The organism is Paenibacillus sp. 1SOY10, from assembly GCF_056836745.1.
On the sequence record NZ_JBXENK010000002.1, the window covers coordinates 573,145 to 597,921 of the forward strand.

A 24,777-nucleotide genomic window follows, 5' to 3' on the forward strand; every position below is an offset into this window, starting at 1 on the left:
ATGGAAGGTGGACAACAAGATGGGGTGGTTATTCCTGGCTCTGGCGATTGTGCTGGAGGTGTCCGGCACAGTCTCCATGAAGCTGTCGGATAGCTTTTCCCGCCTGATGCCGTCGATATTTATGTTTATCTTTTATGGCGCCAGCTTTACCTGTTTGAATTATGCGCTGGGTTATATGAAGGTATCTACGGTCTATGCGATTTGGTCGGGAATCGGGATCGTGTTGATCTCGTTCATTGGCGGATTTATGTTTCAGGAGAAGCTGTCGTTGTCCTCAGTGCTTTGGATTGGCATGATTGTCATTGGGGTCATCGGGCTGAATATAAGCAGTAAGGGAGGATGAAGTAAATGAGTGTACCAGGTCAAGCAGGTAAGCAGCAGGGGGAATCCGCGCTTCTTTCCTTCCAGGTCATTACTGACACCCATGTAAGAACAGAGCCGAACCATACGTACAATATGAATTTGGTTCGTGCTCTACAGGATTTGAAGGCTCAGGGTCAGGGGAGCGCGGGAATTATGCATGTTGGGGATGTGACCGATCATGGGTTGCCGGAAGAATATGCTGAATGGGAGCGCATTTGGGCCGAGTACGGTGATTCCTTGCCACAACTATACCTGACGATGGGCAATCATGATGTGGGTTTGGGCAACTGGGAGGAACGACTTAGCCAATTTCTCCGTCTGTCTGGACTGGAAGGGCAGAACATTACACTGGATAACTGGAAAGAACGACTGGAAGAAATTCGGGCCAAGGCTGCTTCAGAGCAGAGGGAAGGCCATTCGGATATAGGGAAGGGTCAACTGGGCGACTTCCTCCAGCAAGTGGTGGGTATGGAGGTTAGCGATGATATCAGCCTGGAGCATTGGCAAGAACGCTTGGCACGTTTTCTGGCGAAGACGGGGACGGAAGACATATACCATGATCACTGGATTAACGGCTATCATTTTATCTTCCTTGGGACCGAAGAGGGCTTGGAAATCTTCTGTTCGCTATCAGAGGAGCAGCTAAACTGGCTGGATACCAAGCTCGGAGAAAAGGCGGAACCGAATCGGCCCATATTTCTGTTCTTGCACCAGCCATTGAAAGATACGGTGGCCGGCTCTTACGAGCAGCAGAAATGGTATGGCGTGGTACAGGATGCTGAACTCAAGGCTGTGCTGGCTCGCCATCCGCAAACAATCCTGTTCACCGGGCACACGCATTGGGAACTGGAGGCACCCCATAACCACTTTGATGGACAAGGGGCACTGCCAACCATGTTCAACGCTGCATCCGTAGCTTATCTGTGGACCGACGAGGACGAGCACAAGGACGGCAGCCAAGGTTACTATGTCGAGGTCTACCACGACCATGTCCTTGTTCGCGGCCGCGACTTCACCGAGGGCGAATGGATCGAGTCAGCGCAGTTTCGGGTGGAGCTGGGGTAGGTTTGTGTAAAGGATGAAGTGAGAAAAATCCGTTGCCAGGGGCAGCGGATTTTTCTTGTTATCTAACTTTTCGTGTTAATCACTCATTCTTACTGGGGAACGATCCGATATTATAGTTGAAAATAAAAACAGCTAAGAGAGGACGAGGAAAAATGAAATTTGGTAGACGAGTAGTCGTATTGCTGATGCTGTGCTTTGCACTGTCTCTTGCAAATGTAGCTAATGCGGCCAGCACCCCCTTTGTACAAGGCGGAGGGTATGACCAAGGTGCCTATGATCAGTTGGGGGATCAGCCTACAGAGCTTAACTGGACAAGACATTCACGTTTTGATGGCGTAAATAGCAATTTATATGAAAAATGGAGCTTAGAGTTGTCCCCGGCGTCATTATTCTCTCCTGTTATCGCAGAGGATGGAACAATTATTGTAGGAACCCAAAGTAATAAACTGCTTGCTTTGAATCCGGATGGCAGCATCAAGTGGGAATATGCAATAACTTCTAATCTCGATGACTCATCACCTGTGATAAGTCAGGATGGCTATGTTTACTTTGTGACAAATGGTATTTTGCATGGGGTAGATGTCAAGACAGGTAATCCACGATGGGAAAGTATTAATATGGGGATTGGGAGCCTGGGGCACATTGCAATTGGTCGTGACGGGACGTTATATATAGGTTCACAAGGAAGATTATTAATTGCTTTTGATCCAAATCTTAAAATGACTAAATGGCAATCGGATATAGGTTATCCTTTTGGTCAACCTGTTATTGATGTGAACGGAGATATCCTTGTAAGAAGCAAATCGGGGAATGATTTATTCGTTTCTTCTGTATCTCCTGATGGAACTATAAAGTGGCAAAGTAAAGTAGACCACATTAACTTAAGTGATGCTCCACGTTTCAGTGCTCCGCAGCTTGATTCAAATGGAAATCTATATGTGGTTAGTATACAGGGGAAGAAATTGTATAGTGTGAAAACATCTGACGGGACTTTAAATTGGAGTCTACAGCTTGAAGGCAATCTCTATGCAACCCCCGCTTTAAACGAAAAGCAACAAGTGTTGTATGTTACGAGTTCTTTAGGTTTATATGCTATCAATTTAGATGGGACCATCAAATGGCAAGATCTCACTAATGGAGTAGGATCTTATAATTCTCCTTTGGTGGATAAAAAAGGTAATGTTTATATAAATTCCACAAACAAACTGTATATTTTCCTTGAAGATGGCTCCAGAATGGCTCCTTTTGAAGTCGCCACACCTGGGTATGCTTCCAATAATATAACTATTGATAGTGAGGGTACCTTGTACTTTACTAACAGTAAGGGATATATATATGCAATTGGAGGTGAAATAGCAGGGGGAGAACCACCCGTTGATCCCAATCCTCCGGTTGACCCTAATCCTCCAGTAGACCCTGTGGGAGAACGGGCATTGCTTACCATTATCTTGAGCCACGGCGTAGAGAAAGAGTATGATCTTTCAATGCGGGAAGTTCAACAATTCATTCAGTGGTACGAAGATAAAGCCAATGGGAATGGTTCTATTACGTATGCAATTAATAAGCATCAGAATAATATTGGTCCGTTTAAACAAAGACAGGATTACATTTTGTATGATAAAATCATCGCTTTTGAAGTAAACGAATATTAAGTTGCACTGCGTTTCAGCTATGTGTAAATTATAGGCATGAAAAATTTTAAAACTATAATGAGTCTCCCCCATTAAACGGAGGAGGCTCATTTTTAAGTATTTGCTAGGTTCTCCAAGCAGCAGATTGACAATGATCCTACTTCCTGTTAATATAAAATTCATCTTCGCTATAAACTTGATCTGCTAGCTCAGCTGGGAGAGCACCATCTTGACAGGGTGGGGGTCAGTGGTTCGAGCCCACTGCAGATCATACTTTAAGAACCCTTACCTAGTAAGGGTTCTTTGCTTTTTTTATGGGCAATGTAATGTGCCTGATTTAGTTGAATTTATACCTAAAGATAAGTATCCGTTGCCAGAGGCAACGGATTTTTTGTGCAAAATGAAAGTATAACCGTCTAGTCCACGGCCAACAATGTATTCATAAGTTCTTACTAATCAAGAACTGCGAGTAAAGGAGAGAATAGGAATGAGAAAAAAATATACAGTATCAGAGCTTTTGAACAGCAATAAGGGCAGTAGCGGCAAGCAATTATATAAAACGCTTTTGACCCTTGGAGCCATCGTTCTCACCTCCCTCACTCTAACCACCGCCTGCACCCTTGAGCCGGATGCGGAGACGATGAGTCGCCAGGCCAAGGCGTTTCCTTGGCCTTTTGGCTCGGCATCGGTATTGGATGAGGTGTATTCACCCACGATTGTGGAGGATGTCTATTCGTTGGAGTAAGTTAGAAGTTATTCCTCGTCCCATTTGCGAGAGTAGCCTTTCTTCGTCACATAGAACATGGACGCAATTAACACTACGCAGATTAGTACCGCAGCAGCGATTGTAATTCCCATGACCATATTCATTCTGTCAGCTCCTTTCAGCCACCATTTTGAAGCTCCAAAGCATAGTTCAACTATACAGGAAAACGTTTTTTTTGTATAATAATGCAGTTTACATCGATTATACAGACCATGCTGGGAGGAGAACGAAGTGGGCGCTGCAACAATTATTCGGGTTCAGACCGAAGAACAGCTAGAACGGTGTCTGGACATTAGAAAAGAAGTATTCGTCAAGGAACAGCAGGTTCCGGTAGACCTGGAGATAGACAGCTACGACAAGTTGGGACCAGATGTATACCATGTGTTGATCGAAATGGACGGAGAGTACGCAGCTACCGGCAGGCTGATCTATTATCAGGATACGAGTGCCAAACTTCAACGGATTGCGGTTCACAAGGCATTCCGTACCAAAGGGGTAGGGACCATCTTGCTGTTGGCTCTGGAGGAACTGGCGCGTGAGTTGGGTTTGTCCCAGTCTGTGCTGGATGCCCAATGTCAGGCGGAAGGGTTCTATGCCAAGCTGGGTTATGAGACCATTTCGACGGAGCCCTTTGATGATGCCGGAATTCCGCATGTGCGTATGGTGAAGTCGCTGAAATCATAGTTTGCAAAACTTTGGGGCACACTGAGATCAAACCTTTAAAAGGAGTGATTGCAGATGGCCCTGAACAGCAGAGAGACCATTATTGCCGTACGCAAGAACGGTGACGGGGATTTGGAAGCATTTAAGACGTCCAGCGGACGTGTGCTGGATTACCAGCAAGCACTGCAAGAGGTGAATGCCGGAGCAATTGCTGGCGTGAACGCATTCAAAGGGAAGGACGGGGAGATGTATCTGCGCGGCGATGCCGACGGAGATCCTACAAACAACCTGGATAATCTGCCAAACTTTGAATGAACTCGAACAAGAGAACGATACAGGCACCTTAAAGTGCTAACCTCAATTAAGGAGCGCTCCAGCCATGCTGGAGCGCTCCTTAATCATTAGTAAAGTGAGTTTCAAAGTTACATTGTCAGCACCTAGGTCACTATTACAACGTATAAATTTCGTGCTGCTTCAAGAATTGCATTTTACCTGTAGCCCCTATAAAGTTCTCCATCTCATCCCCATAGTGCATCAGCAGAATCATCTCCTGAACCTCTTCAGGAAGAGTAAGCAGCTCTTGGAGTGTCGTATGTACCTCTCCCGGGCCGGTCAGTTGTACCTCATGCAAAATTTTACGACAGCCTCGTTCATGAACGAGTTGCTCTAATAGCTTGGGCTGGAATGTCATATCCGCACTATAAAATATCTCGTCATTCAGATACAGCGAATAGCTGCTTTTCCCGGGAATATGGGGCGTTCTCAGCAGTTCCACCGATAAGCCGGGCGCAAGCTGGGTAGCCTGTCTTTCCGTTAGAGGGTACACCTCGAACACGTCCTCTAGCGAATGAATGATACCCTCCTGACTGAGGCCGCCCTTAAGCGTATTTTCCCATAAAGGCTTTAGCAATGGTTCTGCGACGTACAATCGCGGTTTGCGGCCCACGACATACTTCATACGGAAGGCAAACTCTTCAAGCCCTCCCACATGGTCCCCATGAATATGTGTGATTAGCACGGCATCAATATCGTCCAGAGATTGGTTCAGCTTATGCAGCGCCATCGGAGCGGTAATTCCGCAATCAATTAGCAGCGTGTAATCATCGGCGAACAACAATCCGTTGTTATTATAATAGGTCTTGGCGAAGGCTCCGCCTGTTCCTAGCATTTGTAGACGTAGTGGCATCATCTTCCTCCTTAAATAATAGTCTATCTTCCTTAAATGTACACAAATTCCGGTGGAAACGAAAGTCTTGTCCGCCAGATGAAAAAAAGTAATGATTTTGCCGGAAAACACCGCAACTTGCTTCTCGTCAAAGAGTATAACTTTACATCAACATGAATCAAATTGGAGGTTCATATCAATGAAATGGAGAAGAGTTGCATTACTCGTAGTTGCTTTTTCTCTAATGGGAGGTTCACTGCTGTTTGCCGATGCGGCCACCCAAAAGGTGAAGCTGGTACTTAACGGTCATGAGGTGGAAGACGGCGGTTATATGGTAGATGGGAAGACGTATGTTCCTGTACGTCATCTCGAGGGATTGGTTGAATACAACGACAGCACCAAAACGGTGAGTTATTATAAGCCAAACGTTCACATGTTTCTCTTTACCGAAGAGGGAGTGTTCGGAGATGTCAAGAAGACGGGCAAGCTGAAGTTCAACGTGTTCTCGCAAATCGATAACCTGCGGACCGACATTTCGGCGGTACGGGTGTCCATTACGGCGCCGGACGGGACGACGAAGGAGATTCAAACTGATGAAATCAAGGACCAGCGCGACAATTTCTGGTTCCGTACCAAGGACTTTACGTATGACTTCAAAGCTGCGGGCCGCTATAAAGTCGGCTTCTATATGAAGGCATCTTCGGGGTCCGATTATGTCCTGATTACGGAAAAAGGAATCAACGTGCTGAAATAATAGCGAGTTACCTGTAAGCTTGTGTTTATCCAAATTGACCTGTTCATATGAAAATGATACGATACGAAGGGATTAAAAACACAATTAAAGCGAGGTAATTTCATGAGCGACCACAATCACGAACACGGCGAAGCGTGCGGCTGCGGACATGACCATGATCACGATCATGAGCATGAAGAATTTGTGCTGACGCTGACGGACGAGCAAGGTAACGACGTAGAGATGGTTCTCGTCGAGACGTTCGATGTCGGTGAGAAAGTATACGCATTGCTGCTTGAACGCAACAATCCGGGTGCGGATGGTATCATTCTCCGCATGGAAGAAGAAAATGAAGAAATGGTGCTGTACAATATCGAAGACGAGCAAGAATGGAAACAAGTGGAGGAAGCTTACAACGAGTTGGTCTCCCAAGCAGACGAAGCTTAACACGTGGTCGTCAGAATGATATAGGTATGATAATTACAAGAAGCTCCCCGGGTTGCCGGGGAGCTTCTTTGGTTGCAGCGCAAGTATTAGAATATAGGGTCGGCTTCAATGATCACCTTCACGTTTTGAATATAACGATCTTCCGGGCCTTTAACCGGCAGACCCACTTCCACATGGTCCACGATGTAATCAATGTTATCCTGGGAGATGACCTCACCCGGCAACAGGATTGGAATGCCTGGAGGATACACATAGATGAATTCGGCGATGATGCGCCCCGCAGATTCCTTGAAGGGAATAACCTCGGTTTCGGCATAAAAGGCATCCCGCGGAATCAGGGAAAGCTGCGGAATTTCCGGAACTTTAACAACCAACTCTCCCGCATGATCCTCCGTATAATTAATCTGCGAAAGCTCGCGTAGAGCCGTCAGTAGGATGTCGGCCGTCTCCTGTGTGTCGCCTGGAGTAATCAGGCACAGGATGTTATACATATCGCTGAGCTCAACCTCGATATTGTAATGCTCACGCAGCCAGTTCTCCGTCTCATAGCCCGTGATACTCAAATGACGCACATGAATAGTGACCTTGGTAGGGTCGTGGTCGTAGGTAGCTTCTCCGCCCAGAATTTCCCGGCCAAAGCAGTACAAGCCAGGAATTTGATTGATTTCGTCACGAACGTAATTCGCCAGCTTCATCGCTTCTTCCGCCATCTCATGCCCGTGCAGGGCCAGGTTGCGACGAGAGGTATCAAGCGAAGCGAGCAATAGGTAAGAAGTAGAAGTCGTCGTAAGCATACTAATGATGGTTTGAACACGCTGCGGATTGACGTAGCCATTCTTCGTATTCAAATTCAGAATGGAGCTTTGCGTCATGGAACCACCGAGCTTGTGCACACTGGTTGCCGCCATATCGGCACCGGCTTGCATAGCAGACATCGGCAGCTTGTCGTGGAAATGAATGTGAACGCCATGCGCTTCATCGACCAGTACAGGCACATGGAAGCTATGAGCGAGTTCCACAATTTCCTTCAAATTGGCGGACACGCCAAAATAAGTCGGATTAATTACGACTACTGCCTTGGCATCAGGATGGCGCTTGAGGGCCCGTCCTACTGAGCTTGTCGTAATGCCGTGGTCAATGCCGAGATTAGTATCCTGAGCCGGGGAGACAAAGACCGGCTTCGCCCCGGCAAAAATGATAGCAGACATGACGGATTTATGAATATTGCGCGGAACGATAATTTTATCACCGGGAGAACAAACGGATAGTATCATAGTCATGATGGCTCCGCTTGTGCCCTGCACGGAGAAGAAGGTATAGTCCGCACCGAACGCGTCGGCAGCCAGCTTCTGTGCTTCTTCAATAACTCCAGTTGGCTGGTGAAGATCATCCAGCGGCGCAATGTTAATCAAATCGATGGATAAGGCGTTATCGCCAATAAATTCGCGGAATTCCTTATCGGTACCGAGCCCTTTTTTGTGCCCGGGAATGTGAAATTGAACGGGATTGCCGGCCGCGTGTTTTTTGAGAGCGGTGAAGAGCGGCGTGTTTTGATGATCCATACGGGCCATCCCTGCCTTTCGTCGAGATAATTTTCAAACAAGCTTGAGTATAGCAAAAAGAGCCCGGAATGCAAGCAGTAGCTGCGAGCTTTACAGAAATTTGACAAACTGGAGGTTAATTCACGAGCGAAAGCGGACAAACTGGAAGTATCGGGCTAAGCAGGGAGCGTTCGATTTGAAAAGAGAAGGGGGCTTACTTGTGTCATTGACTTCTGTAGCAGCGTCCAGGAAACTATTGAATCCTACATTCATCGGTCTGTGGATCATCATGTTTCTGGTAGAGTTCGTCAAGGGCGCGTTAATTGTCTCGATTTTGCCAATCTATATGGGGAATGTATTGATGCTCGGAGCCTTTGCTATCGGGTTGTCCTTCTCCCTGATGTACATAGGAGATAACGTGTTTCGCAGTCCGGCAGGCTGGCTGATTGAACGGCTGGGCTTCCGCCTGACCATGACCTTGGGCTTATGTATCACGCTAGGGGCAGTGGCCATCATCGCCTTTCTCAAGACGCTGGGCTTTTTGGTTCTGGGTTGTACTTTACTTGGCATCGGAACCGCTCCTCTTTGGCCAAGCGTGCTCATGGGCATCACGGCGGTGACCGAAGGAAATAACAATTTTGCCACGGCCATGGGCGTCATACAAATGTCCAGTCTCGGAGGCACAGGCCTTGGGCCCGTTATCATTAACTTTTTTCTGCATGGATCGTATCAACCTATTTTTTGGTTTTTGCTCGGCTGCATTGCTTTTTTGGTTATTGTCTCCCTTACTTTGCCGGGAAAAAGGAAGGCCGTAACTGCTGGACAGCAGGCTGCCCCGGGAACTGCCTCTCCAGAGGTCATTCGTCAGCAGGAGCAGGGGAATGTGTGGAGCCGCGTTCATGCCTCGATTCGTCATATTCGTAGCCAGTTACACGTCAGCCCGCTACTTTATCCAGCTCTGTTCTTGCAGTCCTTCGCTGTTGGCCTGCTGACGCCGGTCATTACCTTGTATGTCCGCTCCGAATTGGGCTTGTCACCAGAAATGTTCAGCGCCATGCTGGTCATCGGTGGTGGAGTTACCGTAGCTGGTTTGATTCCCATCGGCAAGCTGGTGGACCGCTTGGGCACACGATGGTTTCTCCATATTGGCTTCGCCTTGGCCGCCACCTCCGTCGGAATGTTTGCCTTATCACGGGAGCTTCCCATGATTTGGCTATTCGTTTTATTAATCGGACTGAGCTATGCCTTCATCTTGCCGACTTGGGATACGATGATCTCCCATATGCTGCCGGAGAAGGAGAAGGGAACGGTCTGGGGCCTGTTCCTGACCATCCAGGGCTCTGGCATGGTGGCTGGTCCCATCATCTCCGGGAAGCTGTGGGATATGGTCAGCCCAACCGCACCGTTCCTCGCCAGCTCCGGAGTGATGCTGTTGCTGTTCTTCCTGCATCTGGGCCTCGTCCGCAAGCCAAAGGCCGCCCCGGCAACGTAAAACCGGAACGGCCCAGGGGCTTTGCTAATAGGATTCAGCCTGAATAGAAGGCATTTCGATACAGCCGCAGGAGAGTCTCGAAAGTGTGTTCGACGCTTTGAACGAGTCTCGCTCCATCACGGACAAGCGCATCATCGTGTTCCAGGCGAAGTCCGCAGATCGCTTCGGCCTTCTTGACTGTTGCAAGCTGCTCTGCCCAAGCCTTCAACTGCTTGACATCAACCTGATGGTGCGGAACACCTGCAGGGTCCCTGTGGCTCAAGGACCAGTAGAAATTCTCAGGAATCACCTTGTTGATGGCAGCGGCGTGCTTGTCCAGATAACGAGCGAAGATTGCTTTATTTGGACTTTCATAAATGACAGCGAAAATAATGAACAGGTGGCTTGGGAACAGCCCAACTTCAAAGTGAGGCAAAGCTTTGTAACCGCGTTTGCTGGTAGACCAGGCAACCCATGTATCTCTAGGTGGATTGACCGTTCTCCGGGCGTGCTTGGCCACATGAGGGTACATATCCTCTCCACATAGCGCAGATAGGTAAGGGGCAATCTCTGCTCCTAACTCTGCCAGTTTGGGTCTAACGTAAGTGCTGATCGCTTCCATTCGGGGCTGTAACCCCGGAACCGATAACGCCTCGAAATCCTGCTCCGCAAATCCTGCAAAGGTCATGGTCTTCCCTCCAAGCTTAGTTGGTAAATCAGCTACTCTTCATGAATAATGGACAGTATATCATATTTCATGCGTCAAGCCAGGCCCGTTAAGGGTAAAAATAATCAATAAACCAAGTTGCTTTACATAAGATGGAGTATAGGATGACTTAAGAGGAGGGAGTGCCGTGAATAAAAGTTACGAGGTAGAATATTGTAACCTGGAACTCCGATTCGACCGCCGGCACATTCAACAACTGATTCGTGATTTGATCCAAGATGGGTATTCTTTATATTGGAGCGAAAATGAGGCGCTCTTTATCATCTCCGTACGCACCGGGAGAAAGCTCACCAAGCTACGTTTTCAACGTCTGGCCCGGGGATATAAACTGGCGGGGGATTATGTCATCCGCGATGCCAAGCTGGCGGAGTGGCTGGAGAAGCTGATTGGCGACCTCCGGGGCCACGCCGTAGTCAAACGTTTCAAGGATCGGCAAATTCTCGTCGAGAATATCCTGTTCGGTGAAGTCATCCGTTCGGTGGAAATCTCCGGCATGGAGCACCGGGTCATTTATCAGAAGAGTCCCTTGGTCGACACCGTGGAGATGGCGGAAATGTTCGCCTCACGGTCGGCAGAGCGACAATTGGAGCAATTGCAGCAGGAATTGGATGTAGAGTTAGAGCGGTTGTTCGAGGCTATGGAGCATGGAGACGATAAGACAAAGGAAGCCTGCAAGGAGCGGCTGCGCAAGCTGCGGCTTGAATTGCTCAGGCTGGAATGGTAATGGCATTGCCGGTTCATCCTACAAATAAATAAAAGTGCTAATCCTTGGCTCCCACATCGTGGGGGTTGTTTTTTGGCTTGCTGGTTCAGGGTTCACTTCTGTACACAAAAGAGTTAAAATGATAATATTGAAAAAAATATGAGTGACAAAGGATGGAGACCATGTCAAAACAACAAATCGGCGTTATTGGCTTAGCTGTCATGGGCAAGAACTTAGCCCTTAATATTGAAAGCCGGGGCTTCACCGTTTCGGTGTTCAATCGTTCTCCGGAGAAAACGCATGACCTGCTGGCTAACGAAGGTAAGGGCAAGAATCTGGCAGGGGCATTTTCCATCGAGGAATTTGTGAATTCCTTGGAAACTCCGCGTAAAATTTTAATTATGGTACAAGCTGGTCCTGCGACCGACTCAACTATTGAGCAGTTGCTGCCTTTCCTGGACCAAGGCGATATCATCATTGACGGCGGTAACGCTCACTTCCCGGATACGCAGCGCCGCAGCAAAGAGCTTGAAGCCAAGGGCTTCCGCTTTATCGGCACCGGGGTATCCGGCGGCGAAGAAGGAGCACTGAAGGGCCCTGCGATTATGCCGGGTGGACAAGAGAGTGCCTATAAGCTTGTGGAGCCTATTTTGACTGCGATTTCCGCTAAGGTAAATGGAGATCCTTGTTGTACATATATTGGACCGGATGGCGCCGGCCATTATGTGAAAATGGTGCATAACGGTATCGAGTACGGCGACATGCAGTTGATTGGTGAAGCCTATCACCTGCTCAAAGATGTGCTCGGCGTAGATGCCAAGGAACTGCACGAAATTTTCACGGAATGGAACAAGGGCGAATTGGACAGCTATCTGATCGAGATTACGGCAGATATCTTCTCCCAATATGATCAGGAGACGGGTAAGCCGATGGTTGACGTGATTCTGGATGCAGCCGGACAAAAGGGTACAGGTAAATGGACAAGCCAAAGTGCTCTTGATTTGGGTGTGCCGTTGTCCATGATTACCGAGTCTGTATTTTCCCGCTTCTTGTCTGCCATGAAAGAAGAGCGTATCGCGGCCAGCAAGATTCTGAATGGCCCTGAGAAGCAAGCTTTCAATGGGGACAAGCAAGAGTTCATCGAGAATGTACGCAAGGCGCTGTTTGCCTCCAAGATTGTCTCCTATGCCCAAGGCTTTGCGCAAATGCGTTCGGCTTCGGACGAATACGGCTGGGATCTGAAATATGGTAACATCGCGATGATCTTCCGGGGGGGCTGCATTATCCGTTCCCAATTCCTGCAGAACATTAAGGAAGCTTATGACCGCGACGCGGCGCTTAAGAATCTGCTGCTGGATCCTTACTTCAAAAATGTAGTGGAAAGCTATCAAGGTGCTTGGCGTAAAGTGATCTCCGCAGCCGTGGAGAATGGAATTCCTGTTCCTGGCTTTGCCAGCGCCCTGTCCTACTATGACAGCTATCGCACGGAGCGCCTGCCAGCTAACCTGCTGCAAGCACAGCGCGACTATTTCGGTGCGCATACCTTCAAACGTGTAGACAAGGAAGGCGTCTTCCATCATCAATGGTTCTAAATCCCGGGCAGTTTGGCCCGGAAGCCGGAGGGACGAATGCGTTCCTCCGGTTTTCTTTTTTTATATCTTGAAAATGTATCGGCCTGTGTTATGATATGAAAAAGTTTTGCTATAAGCGGGTGAAGATAATTGCATAAAGCAATAGACAACATCGTCTTGATCGGTATGATGGGTACTGGCAAATCGACGGTGGGCGCGTTGCTGGCTTCAGAGACAGGCATGAAGATGGTGGATCTGGACGAGCAAATTGTTCAGGAGGCAGGACTAAGCATTCCGGAGATCTTTGCTGGTAAAGGCGAAGCCTATTTTCGTGACCTTGAGTCTGATCTGCTTAGCAGAGTACTGCGCCAATCAGGCATCATCTTGTCTACGGGTGGAGGTGCTGTGTTACGGGAAGCTAATCGTAAGGCGATGCTTGCCGGTGGCAAAGTGTTTGCTCTACGGGCTACCGCCGAGGAGATCATCGGTCGCGTAGGCCAGGACCCGAATCGCCCCTTGCTCGCAGGTGATGCAGAGCAGCGAATCAAGACATTGCTGGATGAACGGAAGCAGGCCTATGATTTTGCCCATTATGCCATAGACACGACAGGTAAAGATGCGGCCCGCGTGGCTGCTGAGATTTTAACGCATTACCGCGGTTAAAGATTAATAACGATAAAAGGGGAAGTTGAATATGGATGTTATCGTAAGGCCAACGGCGCAGCTAAATGGCGAAATTGGAGCGTTATCCTCCAAAAATTATACGACCCGTTATTTGTTGGTTGCCGCACTAGCGGAGGGAACCAGTACGGTATATTATCCGGCTCATAGCGAAGATAGCGAGGCGATTCGCCGCTGTATCGCTGATTTGGGAGCGGTGCTGGAGGAGGATGAGGAGAAGATCGTCATCACTGGCTTCGGAAGCCGGCCCAAGGATGTCAAAACCTTGAATGTGGGCAATGCGGGAGCGGTGCTACGTTTCCTGATGGCTATTGCAGCGCTTTGTCCCGAGGTAACCTTTGTAAACACATATCCTGATTCGCTGGGCAAGCGCCCGCATGACGACTTGATAGACGCGCTGGGCCAATTGGGCGTCGAGGTAACGCATGAAGCAGGACGTTTACCCATTACCATTCGTGGCGGGGCGCCGAAGGGCGGTAAGATCAAGGTATCTGGCGCGGTTAGCTCGCAGTATCTGAGCGCTTTGTTATTTCTGACACCGCTGCTGGCGGAAGATAGCGAAATTGAGGTGCTGGATGACCTGAAATCCAAGGTTGTGGTAGGTCAGACGCTGGAAGTGCTGGAGCAGGCCGGTATCGTGATTCATGCTAGCCATGATTATATGCATTTCCTTGTGCCGGGTGGGCAATCCTATCAAGCGAAGACCTATACCGTACAGGGAGATTACCCAGGCTCGGCAGCAATTTTGGCTGCGGCAGCAGTGACTAAATCGGATATCAAGGTACATCGTCTTGCCGAGCAGAGTAAGCAGGGGGAACGAGCCATCGTTGATGTTCTCCAGATGATGGACGTGCCGCTGACGCATCAGGATGGTACGGTTCATGTTCGCGGTAATGGACGACTTCGTCCGGTAGAATTCGATGGTGACGCAGCTACGGATGCTGTGCTGGCGATGGTAGCCGCTTCTGTATTTGCCGATGGCACCTCCCGATTTTACAATGTCGAGAATTTGCGTTATAAAGAATGTGACCGCATTACGGATTATTTGGCTGAGCTCAAGAAAGCGGGAGCCCAGGTGGAGGAGCGTCAAGCCGAGATTATCGTGCATGGCCGTCCGCTCGGGCTGGAAGGCGGAGTGGAGATTAACGCCCACTACGACCACCGGGTGATTATGGCCTTGACGGTAGTAGGCCTTCGTTGCCGCCAGCCGCTGGTTATCAAAGATGCTCATCATGTCGCCAAATCTTATCCGCAATTTTTTGATCACATTACAGCGCTTGGCGCATCCATAGAACGAGTGGAATAACGTTGAAGCGCCATCCGCATCCGAGGAGGAACGAATATGGCATTTGAGAATCCAAGTCGTGAGCAAATCAAGGAAATCTTACAGAACGCTGGCAACATTGCGGTGGTCGGGTTATCTGATAAAACGGACCGGACCTCTTATATGGTGGCTCAGGCGATGCAAAGCAACGGTTACCGTGTTATCCCGGTGAATCCGACCGTAACGGGCGAGATTTTGGGTGAGAAGGTGTATGCCTCTTTGTCGGATATTCCCGAGCCGGTGGATATCGTCAATGTATTTCGCCGTAGCGAGCAGACGCCTCCGGTAGCCGAGGAAGCCGTTAAGATCGGTGCCAGGGCCCTGTGGCTACAGCAAGGGATTGTGAGTGAGGAAGCGTATGAGATCGCTTCCCAAGGGGGACTCACCGTGATTATGGACCGTTGCATCAAGGTCGAGGATAGCATCTTAATTGGAAAACGCAGCTAAGTGGCCGATGCATGGCTATTCCAACGTCCAAAGGACCCGTCCTTAAGGAGGGGTCTCTTTGGCTTTTGCGCTTTTTCCTTTGACAAATTTGACGGGCAGGGCTTACCATTATGAGATAGATAGAAGGTACTTGGTAACGGAAGCTTCAGACAAGGAACTCACAAGCAAGACTAGGGGGTCACTACATGATACAGGGGATCGGAGCAGCAGCAGGGGTTGCGATCGGCAAAGCCTTTGTGCTGCCCGCCTGGGAGTGGGATGTGCCTGATCGGCGCATGGATAAGGTCGACTTGGCCAAAGAGTTTGAACGGTTGTACGAGGGCATTCGTACATCCAAAAGCGAAATCGAAGTGATGAAGAGGGAGATCAAGGAGACGGTAGGGGCGGAGGAATCGGGCATATTCGATGCTCATCTGGCCATCCTGGAGGACCCTGTTTTTATGAGCGAGATTCAGGGAATTATCGAACGTCAGTACAAAGCGGCCGAAGTAGCAGTAAAAGAAGCGATCGATCATTTTGTGACGATGTTTGACCTGTTGGATGATGAGTATATGAAGGAACGGGCGCTAGACATCAAGGATGTCGGTAATCGCTTGCTCAAGCATCTGCTGGGGACACCGGATATTACTTTGCCAGCAGATACCCAGCCTTACATACTGGTCGCCAAGGAGCTATCGCCTTCACAGTTGGTCCATCTGAATCCGGATAACGTGCTTGGTATGGTGACGATGGCTGGCGGGAAAACCTCGCATTCGGCCATTATGGCGCGTGCTCTTGGCATACCGCTCGTGTCGGGCCTGGAGAACAAGCTACCGCAGCCTTTGCAGACCGGTGATTTGTTGGTCATTGACGGGGATGAGGGCTTGATCTACCTAAACCCGGAGACGGCCGTGGTGGAACGATTTACAGAGCTTGCCGCGAAGCAGCGACGGCGTAAAGAGCAGCTTCAACTGCTGGCTTCTGTAGAGGCCGTTACGAAGGATGGTGTACGCCTGCGACTTGCTGGTAATATCAGCTCCGTCAAGGATTTGGAGCTGGCGATCAAGCATGGCGCAGAGGGAGTAGGACTGTTCCGTACGGAGTTTCTGTATATGGACCGGGCTACCTTCCCTGGCGAGGATGAGCAATTCGAAGTGTATCGTCAGGTTGTGGAGAAGGCGGGTACACATCCCGTCGTAATTCGCACCTTGGATATTGGTGGAGATAAGCAACTTGAATATTTTGCCTTGCCGGAAGAGGATAATCCGGTCCTGGGGTATCGGGCAATTCGGATAAGCTTGGATAGCCGGGAACTGTTCCAGACACAAATGAGTGCTATCTTGCGGGCAAGTGCCTACGGGAAAGTCAAAATGCTGCTTCCGATGATCTCATCACTTGAGGAGATCCGGGCAGCGAAGGAAGTTCTGGAAGAGGCCAAGCAGGATTTGTCCTGGCGAGGCATTGCCTACGACCCTGACATTCAAGTGGGCATCATGATCGAAGTTCCTGCAGCAGCGGCCATTTCGGATTTGCTGGCCCAGGAAGTGGATTTCTTCAGCATTGGGACAAATGATTTGGTTCAATACGTGCTGGCTGTTGACCGCATGAATGAGAAGATTGCCCATATGTATCATCCATTCCATCCCGCGGTGTTGCGCTTGCTGCGTCAAACGGTACAAGCGGCCCATGAAGCGGGGATTTCTGTGAGTGTATGCGGAGAGATGGCGGGAGATGAGAAGGCGGTTCCGTTGTGGCTGCATTTAGGTGTGACTGAGCTTAGCATGTCGCCTCAAGCCTTGCTGCGTGTGAAGCATCGCGTCCTCAATTCCCACGCACAAGAAGGCAAGCTGATTGGAGCTACCTGCTACCGCCTGACAACCAGTGACGAAGTTGAAACTGAATTAATCCGGTATGGATACGAGCTAGGGCAGGAACGACTAAGCAAATAATAAGCAAACACAGGCCGCCCATGGTCCATATGACCGGGCGGCCTGCCTGTATTTAGGGAAGAGTTACTTACGCTGTGCTACCGCATCGGCAACAGCCTTGGCGTAAATAGGCAAATCCGCAGGCCGACGGGCTGAAATGATATGACCGTCTACAATGGTCGGCTCATCCTTCCAGATCGCTCCGGCATTTTGCATATCATCGCGAATGGCCGGTGTGGAAGTGACCGTTACGCCTTCAAGAATACCGGCAGAGACGAGCACCCATCCTGCATGACAGATTTGCCCAATGGGCTTCCTTGCTTCATGCAGCTTCCGGACCAGCTCCAACACTTCCGGGTAACGTCGAAGCTTGTCGGGAGCCCATCCACCAGGGATAATGATGCCATCGGCATCGCTGGCATTCATTTCCTCAAAAGCATATTCCGCTTCAGCAGGCACCCCGTATTTGCCAATGTACTTTTTTCCTTTCTCCGGACCGGTTAAATGAACCTGGGCACCTTCTTCGCGCAGGCGATAGATCGGGTACCACAGCTCCAAATCCTCGAATTCCTCATCCACCAAAGCGATAATGTTTTTTCCAGAAAGTCTCAAATCAATCTCCTCCTTACCAGGCTGGCTCTTGACGAAAGCCCGTTCTAATATTTTAATGAGAACAAATAATTACTATAAGTGCGTGTTCAAAAAAATCGGTTTGAACACCTCTATAATTATGCTTAGACTAAATTTCAGTTTCTTAAACATCAAACATAGCAATCTATGAAGTGTTAGGATGAGGTGATCCTGTGCGTAAGCACTGCCATTGCGGGCAAATGATGAACCTTGGTTTTAGAACGGTCATTTTTGAAGGAATCTATGAAATTGATAATGTTCCTATTTATGAATGTGAAGAGTGCAGTCATTACGAAGTGCTTCCCGAGGTAAAGGTTGAATTGACAGATTTGTTGGCCAGACTAAAAGAAGAAGGAATCGTGGAATGGGTTGATTTCTCCGAGCAAAATGAGCTGGCGGGGCTGATTTTAGCTGTGTCAGATAAATGGACGGGGACGGAGGAGGCTTCTTTCGAGAGTGTGCTGGAGCGGCAGTGTGAGGAGCGGATTAATTTGTTGCTGGATTTGTATGGTGGGGCAAAACACCTTGGTGACTTGGAATGGATGGACAGTATTTCCAAACGTCTTCATCCCTTGTCTAAATTTGTAAGAAACCGTCAGATTTCCAGTACGAATTAACAGTCTTTTTGACGGATTTTGCAAATGAATTTGTAAATGAACTTGTGTTTTCATAATTTTTTTTGTTAAGATATCATCAGAGCATCAGAACATCTGGCGATTCTTATTCAAAGAAGGGGATATGCGCTATGTCCGACATGATGAGAATACAAACGATCCAGGAGCTCCAGACTGCGTTGGCGGATTCCAGCCGTCAGCCCTTGTTGCTCTTTAAGCACAGCACCCGCTGTTCCATCAGCGCGAAGGCTCACAAAGCGGTAGAGGCTTACTTGCAGGATGAGCCGCGCGAGGATGTTACATATGGACTGATACATGTGATCCAAAGTCGGGACGTGTCGAATGAAGCGGCAGACCGACTTGAGGTCAGACATGAATCGCCGCAGGCGATTTTGGTTAAGGATGGGCAAGCCATCTGGCATACTTCCCACTCCAGGATTACAAAAACGGCTTTAAGCGAGGCATTGACTTCACATTGAAGCGTTGTCATTGCATAAAGAAGTATTTTGTCGTATCATAAACTTTAATTGGAGCTCTGGAACTTTACCGGATGAATGAGTGAAAATCTATGGCAATGGAGAGAAGAATGTGACGGTTACCATTTACGATGTGGCACGTGAAGCAGGCGTCTCGATGGCCACGGTTTCCCGGGTTGTCAACAACAATCCGAATGTGAAACCGCAGACCCGGAAAAAGGTTTACGAAGCGATTGAACGGTTAGGTTATCGTCCTAACGCGGTAGCGAGAGGACTAGCCAGTAAGAAGACCACCACAGTTGGTGTGGTGATCCCTGATATTTCGAATTCAATCTTTGCAGAAATTGCCCGGGGCATCGAAGATATTGCCAACATGTACCACTATAACATCATTTTGTGTAATGCCGACAAGCGCAAGGAGAAGGAGATCCGAGTTATTAACACGCTGCTTGAGAAGCAGGTGGACGGGCTTCTCTTCATGGGCGGTACGGTAACGGAGGAGCACATTCAGGCGTTCCGGACTTCGTCGGTGCCGATTGTGCTTTGCGCAACTAGTGACGACAATGGCCAGTATCCATCTGTGGATATCGATCATGAGTCGGCAGCGTTTGATGCGGTGAGCACTTTGATTCGTCATGGTCACCGTGAGGTTGCGATGATTAGTGGCACGCTGCAGGACCCTGCGAACGGGTACGCCCGATTCCAAGGGTACAAGCGTGCGCTGGAGACGGCAGGGATTGAATATCAGGAAGACTTGGTTCGGATCGGTAACTATCGCTATGAGTCGGGTGTTGAAGCGATGAAGTACTTCCTCGGCTTGAAGAAACGGCCAACAGGGATCTTTGCTGCTACCGACGAGATGGCGATTGGGGCCATTCACAGCATTCAGGACGAAGGCTTGAAGGTACCGGACGATATTTCCATCATTAGTGTGGACAACATTCGTATGGCTTCCATGGTACGTCCGCAACTGACGACCGTGGCTCAGCCGATGTACGATCTTGGAGCTGTAGCCATGCGCTTGCTGACCAAGTTGATGAAGAAGGAAGCCGTTGAGAATCCACGGGTTATCTTGCCGCATGAGACGATTCTGCGGTTATCAGTTAGCCACGTTTAATGGACAAGCTAAACGGGTAGAAAAATAATAAACATAGAGAAATATATATATGAAAAAGGTTATGAAACGGAAAAAGCTCCTGCAAAGGAGCTTTTTTGAGTGTCAGGAGAGGTAAGGAATGAGGAGAACAGCAGCATATTCCTCCAAGAGTCGTTGAAGGGAGCAAGGGGATGGGCATGAAAATAGGCCTGATGGGGGCCATGGACGAGGAAGTTGTGCAGATACTACAAGTGTTACAGAATCAGGAGTCGTCTGTTGTTGCAGGAATTGAGTTTGTACAGGGAAGCTGGTATGGCCATGAGGTGGTCGTTTGTAAATCTGGGGTAGGAAAGGTCAATGCAGCGGTGGCTACGCAGCTTCTGATCGACCGCTTTCAGGTAGAACAGATGTGGTTCACCGGGGTGGCTGGAGCGGTTCATCCTGATCTGGTTGTGGGGGACATCGTAATCTCTTCTTCCTGCCAGCAGCATGATATGGATGTAGCTCCACTCGGATATACAAGAGGGGTTACACCGTACCAGGCCGTGTCCGATTTTCCGGCTGATCCTGCACTGATTGCTTTGGCTCAAGGCGCGTGTGAACGTCAATGCACGGATCACAAGCATGTGCTGGGGCGTATCTTGTCTGGTGATCAGTTTATTGCCAATCCTGGCTATGTGGAGACGGTACTGTACCAACAGCTAGGTGGAGCTTGTGTGGAGATGGAGGGAGCGGCTTTAGCTCAGGTGTGCTACATGAATGCTATTCCCTACATCGTGCTCCGCTCCATATCGGATCAAGCTGATGGCGAAGCAGAAGTGAACTTCGCCGAGTTTACCGTGATGGCGGCTGCCCGCTCTTTTGCCATTGTCAACGATATGATGCAGCATGCTACTAATTTGATCTAGCTATCCGTATCGATGGCAGGTATCACGGATAATCCTGCATAGCTACCGCGAGTGTCTCGCGGTTTTTTGCCGTGATTTCGTCACGCCGGGGGATGCTCTCCCAGCGTTGCGGGTCATCCAGCCATTCTGAGGGTAGCGCTTGGGGAGTATGTGGCTGCCAGCGATTGATCCAGGCTTGGGGAAGCGGAGAGCGGGCGTCAGTCTGGAGCGCATCTGCCAGAGGGTGGCTGCTCATCTCTAACCACAGCAGACTCCAGGCCCGAGGCACGACACGCCAGAAGTCATATCCGCCTCCCCCCAAAGCGACCCAGCGCCCTTCACAATAGGTGTGGGCCAGTTCATGCAAGATGGCTGGCATTTGGCGGTAAATCTCCATGCTGCAGTGCATGTGGGATAATGGGTCCAGCGCATGGGCGTCACAGCCATGCAGACTAAGGATCAGATCCGGTTGGAAATACTTCGTTAATCGCCGAATGGATTCCTCAAAGCATTCCAGCCAGGAAGCATCTTCCGTGTAGGGCTGGAGCGGTAAGTTCATACAGGCTCCATAACCTTGATGCTCGCCCCGTTCGGGCAAATGTCCGGTGCCGGGGAACAAATATTTCCCCGTCTCGTGAATGGAGTAGGTACAGACATCCGGGTCCGAATAGAAACTCCATTGTACGCCATCTCCATGATGTACATCGGTATCCACATATAAGATGCGTGCACCATAATGGCGGCGGGCATAATCAATGGCGATAGCGGCATCGTTGTAGATGCAGAAGCCAGCAGCCTTTGCTGGCAAAGCGTGGTGCAATCCACCACCCAAATGCAGGGCATGGGGACTGGCTCCGGATAACACGGCTTCTACTGCGGTTATGCTACCCCCAACAATCCAGGAGGCCGCCTCATGCATACCGGGGAAATAAGGCGTATCCTCATCCAGGAGCCCGTAAGGCTCTCCCTCGCTGATCCAGTGAGGTTCGGGGGCAGCCGAGCTAAGCCGCTTAACGCTTTCCACATAGGCCGGCTGATGAATCCACAGTAATTCTTCCTCCGTGGCTGGGCGTGAAGAAATTTTTTGGTCTATAGAAAGCGCTTGCATCTCATTTAATAAATCCATTGTCAATTCCCACCGAATCGGGTGGAAGGGATGTTGGTCATGGAAGCGATAATTCATCGCTTGTTTATGATGTACGAATAAAGCGCTGGCAGACACGTAATCACACGCCTTCCTTATTTGACGGTCAATACATAAAGCGTTGCTGAAACCGGATCCTGTCGAATTGCTCCTCGGAGGCAAGAGGAACCTGCTTGCCGATTCTTACCATCAAGCAGTTGGCCGGGTGAGAACAAATTTCGGGATCGTCCGTAGCGTACCAGACCATGTCGACGGTCTTCATCAGCCGTTCCATCATGCTGCGGTAGTCCCAGACCGACAGGCCGCTGCTCTTCAAATCCCAATGCCAGTAATATTCGGTGGTAAATACGATATAGCTCTCCATTTGAGGGTCCTCGAAAGAGGTTCGGATCAGGGTTGATCCCAGGCCGAGAGAACGGTAGGCATTGGCAACTTCAACGGCACCTAGCTCAAGCAGATCAGGCATATGCCCTTGTGACCAACGCTCCATATCATCGGGATAGTGAAAAGTAACATATCCAATGATGGTCAACTCGTCCCTGGCCAGAATAATACGTCCCTCGGGCAGCTCGGCAATTTCAATGAGTGCCTCATGCTGTTCCTTCGGCTTGCGGAAGGCATCCAGATCCGGATGCATATTCAGGGTTCGTAGATGGGAAGGGGTAACCGGTCCCTCCACGACGATTTCACCTTGCTGATGGGGTAGGGTATGGCGGATATACGTTTTGGGATGTTCCATCTAAGCCGCCTCCTTTGCTTCATTCCCCTCACTTATAACAGAAAAATGAAAATTTGAAAAGTATAGCCGGTGTATGAAAACCTGTGCTATAATGATTTCCGACACAAAAAATTCATATATTAAAACTGATATGTGATAAATGCTCTCGAAAAGCGACCTTGACTTATATGAATATGTATCCGTTTTCATGAACTTTGATCTACGATATTGTTGGATTCAGAGATTGAGGAGGATGAAGGGATGAGTCAATTGCAAGGGGAAATCATTTCCGTGGACGTACCGTCCGCCAATATGAACAGCTATGACGAGGCTTGTGCTGATTTTAACTGGAACGATGTGGAGCAGCAGTTCTCTTGGTATACCACAGGTAACGTGAACATGGCTTATGAAGCGATTGACCGCCATGTAGATGCAGGGAAAGGGGAGCAAGTCGCCCTAAAGTTCAGCGATCCGGAGCGCGAGGAGACCTACACCTATGAGGAGATGCGGCAAGCGACTAACCGGTTTGCCAATGTGCTACGCAACTATGGAATTGGCAAGGGAGATCGGGTATTTGTGTTCATGCCCAGAACGCCGGAACTGTACATTAGCATTCTCGGGATTATAAAAGTAGGGGCCGTGGTAGGCCCGTTGTTCGAGGCGTTTATGGAGACGGCAGTCAAGGACCGGCTTGAGGATAGCGGTGCAGTGGCCTTGGTCACCACTCCTGCGCTGTTGGCTCGGGTTAACCGGGAGGAGTTACCCACCTTGCGAACAGTCTTCCTGGTCGGAGATAAAGTGACTGCTAGTGAGGGGATTGCGGATTTCACAGCGGAACTTCATGCCGCTTCACCGGAAGCGGAAGTTACCTGGGTTAATCGTGAAGACGGTTTGATTCTACACTATACATCCGGTTCTACCGGGAAGCCCAAGGGCGTCTATCATGTGCATAACGCCATGCTTCAGCATTACCACACCGGCAAGGTGGTGTTGGATTTGAAGGAAGGGGACATTTACTGGTGTACCGCTGATCCGGGTTGGGTCACGGGTACGTCTTACGGAATTTTTGCTCCCTGGCTTCATGGCGTGACGAATGTAGTGCGGGGTGGCCGCTTCAGTCCGGCAGATTGGTACGCAACGATTCAGCAGAACCAGGTTACGGTCTGGTATAGTGCACCAACGGCTTTCCGTATGCTGATGGGGGCAGGACAGGATTTGATTGGTCAGTATGACTTATCCTCGTTACGCCATGTATTGTCGGTGGGAGAGCCGCTGAACCCCGAAGTGGTACGCTGGGGACTGAAGGTATACCGCCGGCGTATACATGATACGTGGTGGATGACCGAAACTGGTGGTCAACTCATCTGTAACTACCCGACCTTGCCGATCAAGCCAGGTTCAATGGGTAAGCCTGTGCCGGGCATTGAGGCGGCGATTATCGATGATAATGGCCGGGAGTTGCCACCCAATCGGATGGGCAATCTGGCCATTCGTACGCCTTGGCCATCCATGATGCGACTGATCTGGAACAATGCGCCCAAATACGAGGAATACTTCCGTATTCCTGGATGGTACATCTCCGGGGACACGGCGTACATGGACGAAGATGGCTACTTCTGGTTTCAGGGGCGCATTGATGATGTCATTAATTCCTCCGGGGAGCGAGTTGGTCCGTTCGAGGTCGAGAGCAAATTGGTGGAGCATCCGGCCATTGCGGAAGCTGGAGTCATCGGTAAACCGGACCCGGTCCGGGGAGAGATCATTAAGGCATTTATCTCTTTGCGCGAAGGCTTCACTCCGTCGGAGGAACTGAAGCAAGACATTGCCAAGTTCGTCAGAGAAGGGCTCTCGGCTCATGCTTCTCCCCGTGAGATTGAGTTCAAGGATAAATTGCCCAAGACTCGCTCGGGGAAAATTATGCGGCGCGTGTTGAAGGCCTGGGAGCTTAATTTGCCGACCGGTGACTTATCAACGATTGAGGACTAGTAAGTCCGATGGATATAAATA

Annotated in this window: 26 protein-coding genes and 1 tRNA gene; 21 read left to right on the forward strand and 6 right to left on the reverse strand. The window is 49.5% G+C overall.

The features are described from left to right. Positions 1-19: 19 nt before the first annotated feature. The 7 genes from AC1VOR_RS08460 to AC1VOR_RS08490 all read left to right on the forward strand — a co-directional run bounded on the left by AC1VOR_RS08460 (position 20) and on the right by AC1VOR_RS08490 (position 4,803). Positions 20-343 carry a DMT family transporter gene (locus tag AC1VOR_RS08460; protein WP_482617207.1) on the forward strand — a complete coding sequence of 108 codons (324 nt, stop codon included), beginning with the start codon at positions 20-22 and terminating at the stop codon, positions 341-343. Positions 344-348: 5 nt separating this feature from the next. Continuing rightward, positions 349-1,428: a metallophosphoesterase family protein gene (locus tag AC1VOR_RS08465; protein WP_482617208.1), complete on the forward strand. Its 1,080-nt coding sequence runs from the start codon at positions 349-351 to the stop codon at positions 1,426-1,428. Between the two features lie 152 nt (positions 1,429-1,580). Further along, entirely contained in the window at positions 1,581-3,080 is a 1,500-nt protein-coding gene (locus AC1VOR_RS08470; RefSeq protein WP_482617210.1) for an outer membrane protein assembly factor BamB family protein, read from the forward strand. A 177-nt stretch (positions 3,081-3,257) separates the two neighbouring features. Next, a tRNA-Val gene (locus tag AC1VOR_RS08475) sits at positions 3,258-3,330 on the forward strand. A gap of 216 nt (positions 3,331-3,546) precedes the next feature. Continuing rightward, the gene (locus tag AC1VOR_RS08480; protein WP_482617212.1) at positions 3,547-3,804 is read left to right on the forward strand and encodes a hypothetical protein; all 258 of its coding nucleotides are present in this window, start codon (positions 3,547-3,549) and stop codon (positions 3,802-3,804) included. A 252-nt stretch (positions 3,805-4,056) separates the two neighbouring features. After that, positions 4,057-4,509 (forward strand): GNAT family N-acetyltransferase, encoded by a 453-nt coding sequence (locus AC1VOR_RS08485; RefSeq protein WP_482617213.1) that lies wholly within the window; start codon positions 4,057-4,059, stop codon positions 4,507-4,509. 54 nt (positions 4,510-4,563) lie between these two features. Then, the gene (locus AC1VOR_RS08490) at positions 4,564-4,803 is read left to right on the forward strand and encodes a DUF3892 domain-containing protein (RefSeq protein ID WP_482617214.1); all 240 of its coding nucleotides are present in this window, start codon (positions 4,564-4,566) and stop codon (positions 4,801-4,803) included. A 133-nt stretch (positions 4,804-4,936) separates the two neighbouring features. On the opposite strand, the gene AC1VOR_RS08495 is transcribed toward AC1VOR_RS08490, so the two are convergent. Next, positions 4,937-5,674 (reverse strand): MBL fold metallo-hydrolase, encoded by a 738-nt coding sequence (locus AC1VOR_RS08495; RefSeq protein WP_482617673.1) that lies wholly within the window; start codon positions 5,672-5,674, stop codon positions 4,937-4,939. A 178-nt stretch (positions 5,675-5,852) separates the two neighbouring features. On the opposite strand from AC1VOR_RS08495, the gene AC1VOR_RS08500 reads away from it, so the two are divergent. Next, complete coding sequence (locus tag AC1VOR_RS08500; protein ID WP_482617215.1) at positions 5,853-6,407, forward strand: copper amine oxidase; 555 nt, start codon at positions 5,853-5,855, stop codon at positions 6,405-6,407. Positions 6,408-6,509: 102 nt separating this feature from the next. Then, a complete protein-coding gene (locus AC1VOR_RS08505) occupies positions 6,510-6,833 on the forward strand; it encodes a DUF1292 domain-containing protein (protein ID WP_059052268.1) in 324 nt (107 codons plus the stop codon). Positions 6,834-6,919: 86 nt separating this feature from the next. Here the strand turns inward: AC1VOR_RS08505 and AC1VOR_RS08510 are convergent, their stop codons facing one another. Further along, positions 6,920-8,395, reverse strand: coding sequence for an aminotransferase class I/II-fold pyridoxal phosphate-dependent enzyme (locus AC1VOR_RS08510; RefSeq protein ID WP_059052269.1), 1,476 nt, complete (start codon positions 8,393-8,395; stop codon positions 6,920-6,922). A gap of 199 nt (positions 8,396-8,594) precedes the next feature. Between AC1VOR_RS08510 and AC1VOR_RS08515 the strand changes: the two genes are divergently transcribed. Next, positions 8,595-9,866 carry an MFS transporter gene (locus AC1VOR_RS08515; protein ID WP_482617217.1) on the forward strand — a complete coding sequence of 424 codons (1,272 nt, stop codon included), beginning with the start codon at positions 8,595-8,597 and terminating at the stop codon, positions 9,864-9,866. A gap of 34 nt (positions 9,867-9,900) precedes the next feature. Here AC1VOR_RS08515 and AC1VOR_RS08520 read toward each other — a convergent pair whose 3' ends face one another. Then, entirely contained in the window at positions 9,901-10,533 is a 633-nt protein-coding gene (locus AC1VOR_RS08520) for a YktB family protein (protein ID WP_482617218.1), read from the reverse strand. A gap of 166 nt (positions 10,534-10,699) precedes the next feature. On the opposite strand from AC1VOR_RS08520, the gene AC1VOR_RS08525 reads away from it, so the two are divergent. From AC1VOR_RS08525 to ptsP, 6 genes are all read left to right on the forward strand, one after another. After that, positions 10,700-11,296: a hypothetical protein gene (locus AC1VOR_RS08525; RefSeq protein WP_482617219.1), complete on the forward strand. Its 597-nt coding sequence runs from the start codon at positions 10,700-10,702 to the stop codon at positions 11,294-11,296. Between the two features lie 161 nt (positions 11,297-11,457). Then, positions 11,458-12,867: an NADP-dependent phosphogluconate dehydrogenase gene (gndA, locus tag AC1VOR_RS08530; RefSeq protein ID WP_482617221.1), complete on the forward strand. Its 1,410-nt coding sequence runs from the start codon at positions 11,458-11,460 to the stop codon at positions 12,865-12,867. A gap of 129 nt (positions 12,868-12,996) precedes the next feature. Then, entirely contained in the window at positions 12,997-13,509 is a 513-nt protein-coding gene (locus AC1VOR_RS08535) for a shikimate kinase (RefSeq protein WP_482617222.1), read from the forward strand. A gap of 31 nt (positions 13,510-13,540) precedes the next feature. After that, a complete protein-coding gene (gene aroA / locus AC1VOR_RS08540; RefSeq protein WP_482617224.1) occupies positions 13,541-14,833 on the forward strand; it encodes a 3-phosphoshikimate 1-carboxyvinyltransferase in 1,293 nt (430 codons plus the stop codon). 36 nt (positions 14,834-14,869) lie between these two features. Next, on the forward strand, positions 14,870-15,298 hold the full coding sequence (locus AC1VOR_RS08545) for a CoA-binding protein (RefSeq protein WP_482617226.1): 429 nt from the start codon (positions 14,870-14,872) through the stop codon (positions 15,296-15,298). Positions 15,299-15,483: 185 nt separating this feature from the next. Then, positions 15,484-17,226, forward strand: a complete 1,743-nt coding sequence (gene ptsP, locus AC1VOR_RS08550; protein WP_482617228.1) for a phosphoenolpyruvate--protein phosphotransferase — start codon at positions 15,484-15,486, stop codon at positions 17,224-17,226. Between the two features lie 63 nt (positions 17,227-17,289). On the opposite strand, the gene AC1VOR_RS08555 is transcribed toward ptsP, so the two are convergent. Next, positions 17,290-17,817, reverse strand: coding sequence for a type 1 glutamine amidotransferase domain-containing protein (locus AC1VOR_RS08555; RefSeq protein ID WP_482617230.1), 528 nt, complete (start codon positions 17,815-17,817; stop codon positions 17,290-17,292). Between the two features lie 191 nt (positions 17,818-18,008). On the opposite strand from AC1VOR_RS08555, the gene AC1VOR_RS08560 reads away from it, so the two are divergent. The 4 genes from AC1VOR_RS08560 to AC1VOR_RS08575 all read left to right on the forward strand — a co-directional run bounded on the left by AC1VOR_RS08560 (position 18,009) and on the right by AC1VOR_RS08575 (position 20,929). Next, on the forward strand, positions 18,009-18,452 hold the full coding sequence (locus tag AC1VOR_RS08560) for a hypothetical protein (protein ID WP_482617231.1): 444 nt from the start codon (positions 18,009-18,011) through the stop codon (positions 18,450-18,452). A 128-nt stretch (positions 18,453-18,580) separates the two neighbouring features. Next, positions 18,581-18,928, forward strand: a complete 348-nt coding sequence (ytxJ, locus tag AC1VOR_RS08565; RefSeq protein WP_482617232.1) for a bacillithiol system redox-active protein YtxJ — start codon at positions 18,581-18,583, stop codon at positions 18,926-18,928. A gap of 109 nt (positions 18,929-19,037) precedes the next feature. Next, positions 19,038-20,042: a catabolite control protein A gene (ccpA, locus tag AC1VOR_RS08570; RefSeq protein WP_059054491.1), complete on the forward strand. Its 1,005-nt coding sequence runs from the start codon at positions 19,038-19,040 to the stop codon at positions 20,040-20,042. A gap of 170 nt (positions 20,043-20,212) precedes the next feature. Beyond that, a complete protein-coding gene (locus AC1VOR_RS08575; RefSeq protein WP_482617233.1) occupies positions 20,213-20,929 on the forward strand; it encodes a 5'-methylthioadenosine/adenosylhomocysteine nucleosidase in 717 nt (238 codons plus the stop codon). A gap of 22 nt (positions 20,930-20,951) precedes the next feature. Here the strand turns inward: AC1VOR_RS08575 and AC1VOR_RS08580 are convergent, their stop codons facing one another. Together AC1VOR_RS08580 and AC1VOR_RS08585 are read right to left on the reverse strand one after the other, a co-directional pair. Then, the gene (locus AC1VOR_RS08580) at positions 20,952-22,130 is read right to left on the reverse strand and encodes an acetoin utilization protein AcuC (RefSeq protein ID WP_482617234.1); all 1,179 of its coding nucleotides are present in this window, start codon (positions 22,128-22,130) and stop codon (positions 20,952-20,954) included. Positions 22,131-22,158: 28 nt separating this feature from the next. Continuing rightward, a complete protein-coding gene (locus tag AC1VOR_RS08585) occupies positions 22,159-22,791 on the reverse strand; it encodes a GNAT family N-acetyltransferase (protein ID WP_482617235.1) in 633 nt (210 codons plus the stop codon). Positions 22,792-23,031: 240 nt separating this feature from the next. On the opposite strand from AC1VOR_RS08585, the gene acsA reads away from it, so the two are divergent. Further along, on the forward strand, positions 23,032-24,756 hold the full coding sequence (acsA, locus tag AC1VOR_RS08590) for an acetate--CoA ligase (protein WP_482617236.1): 1,725 nt from the start codon (positions 23,032-23,034) through the stop codon (positions 24,754-24,756). Positions 24,757-24,777 lie beyond the last annotated feature (21 nt).

Bases quoted from the DNA above. Each gene is read 5' to 3' on its own strand.
- AC1VOR_RS08575 (WP_482617233.1), top strand. From the start codon at position 20,213: ATGGGCATGAAAATAGGCCTGATGGGGGCCATGGACGAGGAAGTTGTG.
- aroA (WP_482617224.1), top strand. From the start codon at position 13,541: ATGGATGTTATCGTAAGGCCAACGGCGCAGCTAAATGGCGAAATTGGA.
- AC1VOR_RS08480 (WP_482617212.1), top strand. From the start codon at position 3,547: ATGAGAAAAAAATATACAGTATCAGAGCTTTTGAACAGCAATAAGGGC.
- AC1VOR_RS08465 (WP_482617208.1), top strand. From the start codon at position 349: ATGAGTGTACCAGGTCAAGCAGGTAAGCAGCAGGGGGAATCCGCGCTT.
- AC1VOR_RS08585 (WP_482617235.1), bottom strand. From the start codon at position 22,791: ATGGAACATCCCAAAACGTATATCCGCCATACCCTACCCCATCAGCAA.
- AC1VOR_RS08495 (WP_482617673.1), bottom strand. From the start codon at position 5,674: ATGCCACTACGTCTACAAATGCTAGGAACAGGCGGAGCCTTCGCCAAG.
- AC1VOR_RS08505 (WP_059052268.1), top strand. From the start codon at position 6,510: ATGAGCGACCACAATCACGAACACGGCGAAGCGTGCGGCTGCGGACAT.
- AC1VOR_RS08460 (WP_482617207.1), top strand. From the start codon at position 20: ATGGGGTGGTTATTCCTGGCTCTGGCGATTGTGCTGGAGGTGTCCGGC.
- AC1VOR_RS08545 (WP_482617226.1), top strand. From the start codon at position 14,870: ATGGCATTTGAGAATCCAAGTCGTGAGCAAATCAAGGAAATCTTACAG.
- ptsP (WP_482617228.1), top strand. From the start codon at position 15,484: ATGATACAGGGGATCGGAGCAGCAGCAGGGGTTGCGATCGGCAAAGCC.
- acsA (WP_482617236.1), top strand. From the start codon at position 23,032: ATGAGTCAATTGCAAGGGGAAATCATTTCCGTGGACGTACCGTCCGCC.
- AC1VOR_RS08490 (WP_482617214.1), top strand. From the start codon at position 4,564: ATGGCCCTGAACAGCAGAGAGACCATTATTGCCGTACGCAAGAACGGT.
- ytxJ (WP_482617232.1), top strand. From the start codon at position 18,581: ATGTCCGACATGATGAGAATACAAACGATCCAGGAGCTCCAGACTGCG.
- gndA (WP_482617221.1), top strand. From the start codon at position 11,458: ATGTCAAAACAACAAATCGGCGTTATTGGCTTAGCTGTCATGGGCAAG.
- AC1VOR_RS08510 (WP_059052269.1), bottom strand. From the start codon at position 8,395: ATGGATCATCAAAACACGCCGCTCTTCACCGCTCTCAAAAAACACGCG.
- AC1VOR_RS08520 (WP_482617218.1), bottom strand. From the start codon at position 10,533: ATGACCTTTGCAGGATTTGCGGAGCAGGATTTCGAGGCGTTATCGGTT.
- AC1VOR_RS08500 (WP_482617215.1), top strand. From the start codon at position 5,853: ATGAAATGGAGAAGAGTTGCATTACTCGTAGTTGCTTTTTCTCTAATG.
- AC1VOR_RS08470 (WP_482617210.1), top strand. From the start codon at position 1,581: ATGAAATTTGGTAGACGAGTAGTCGTATTGCTGATGCTGTGCTTTGCA.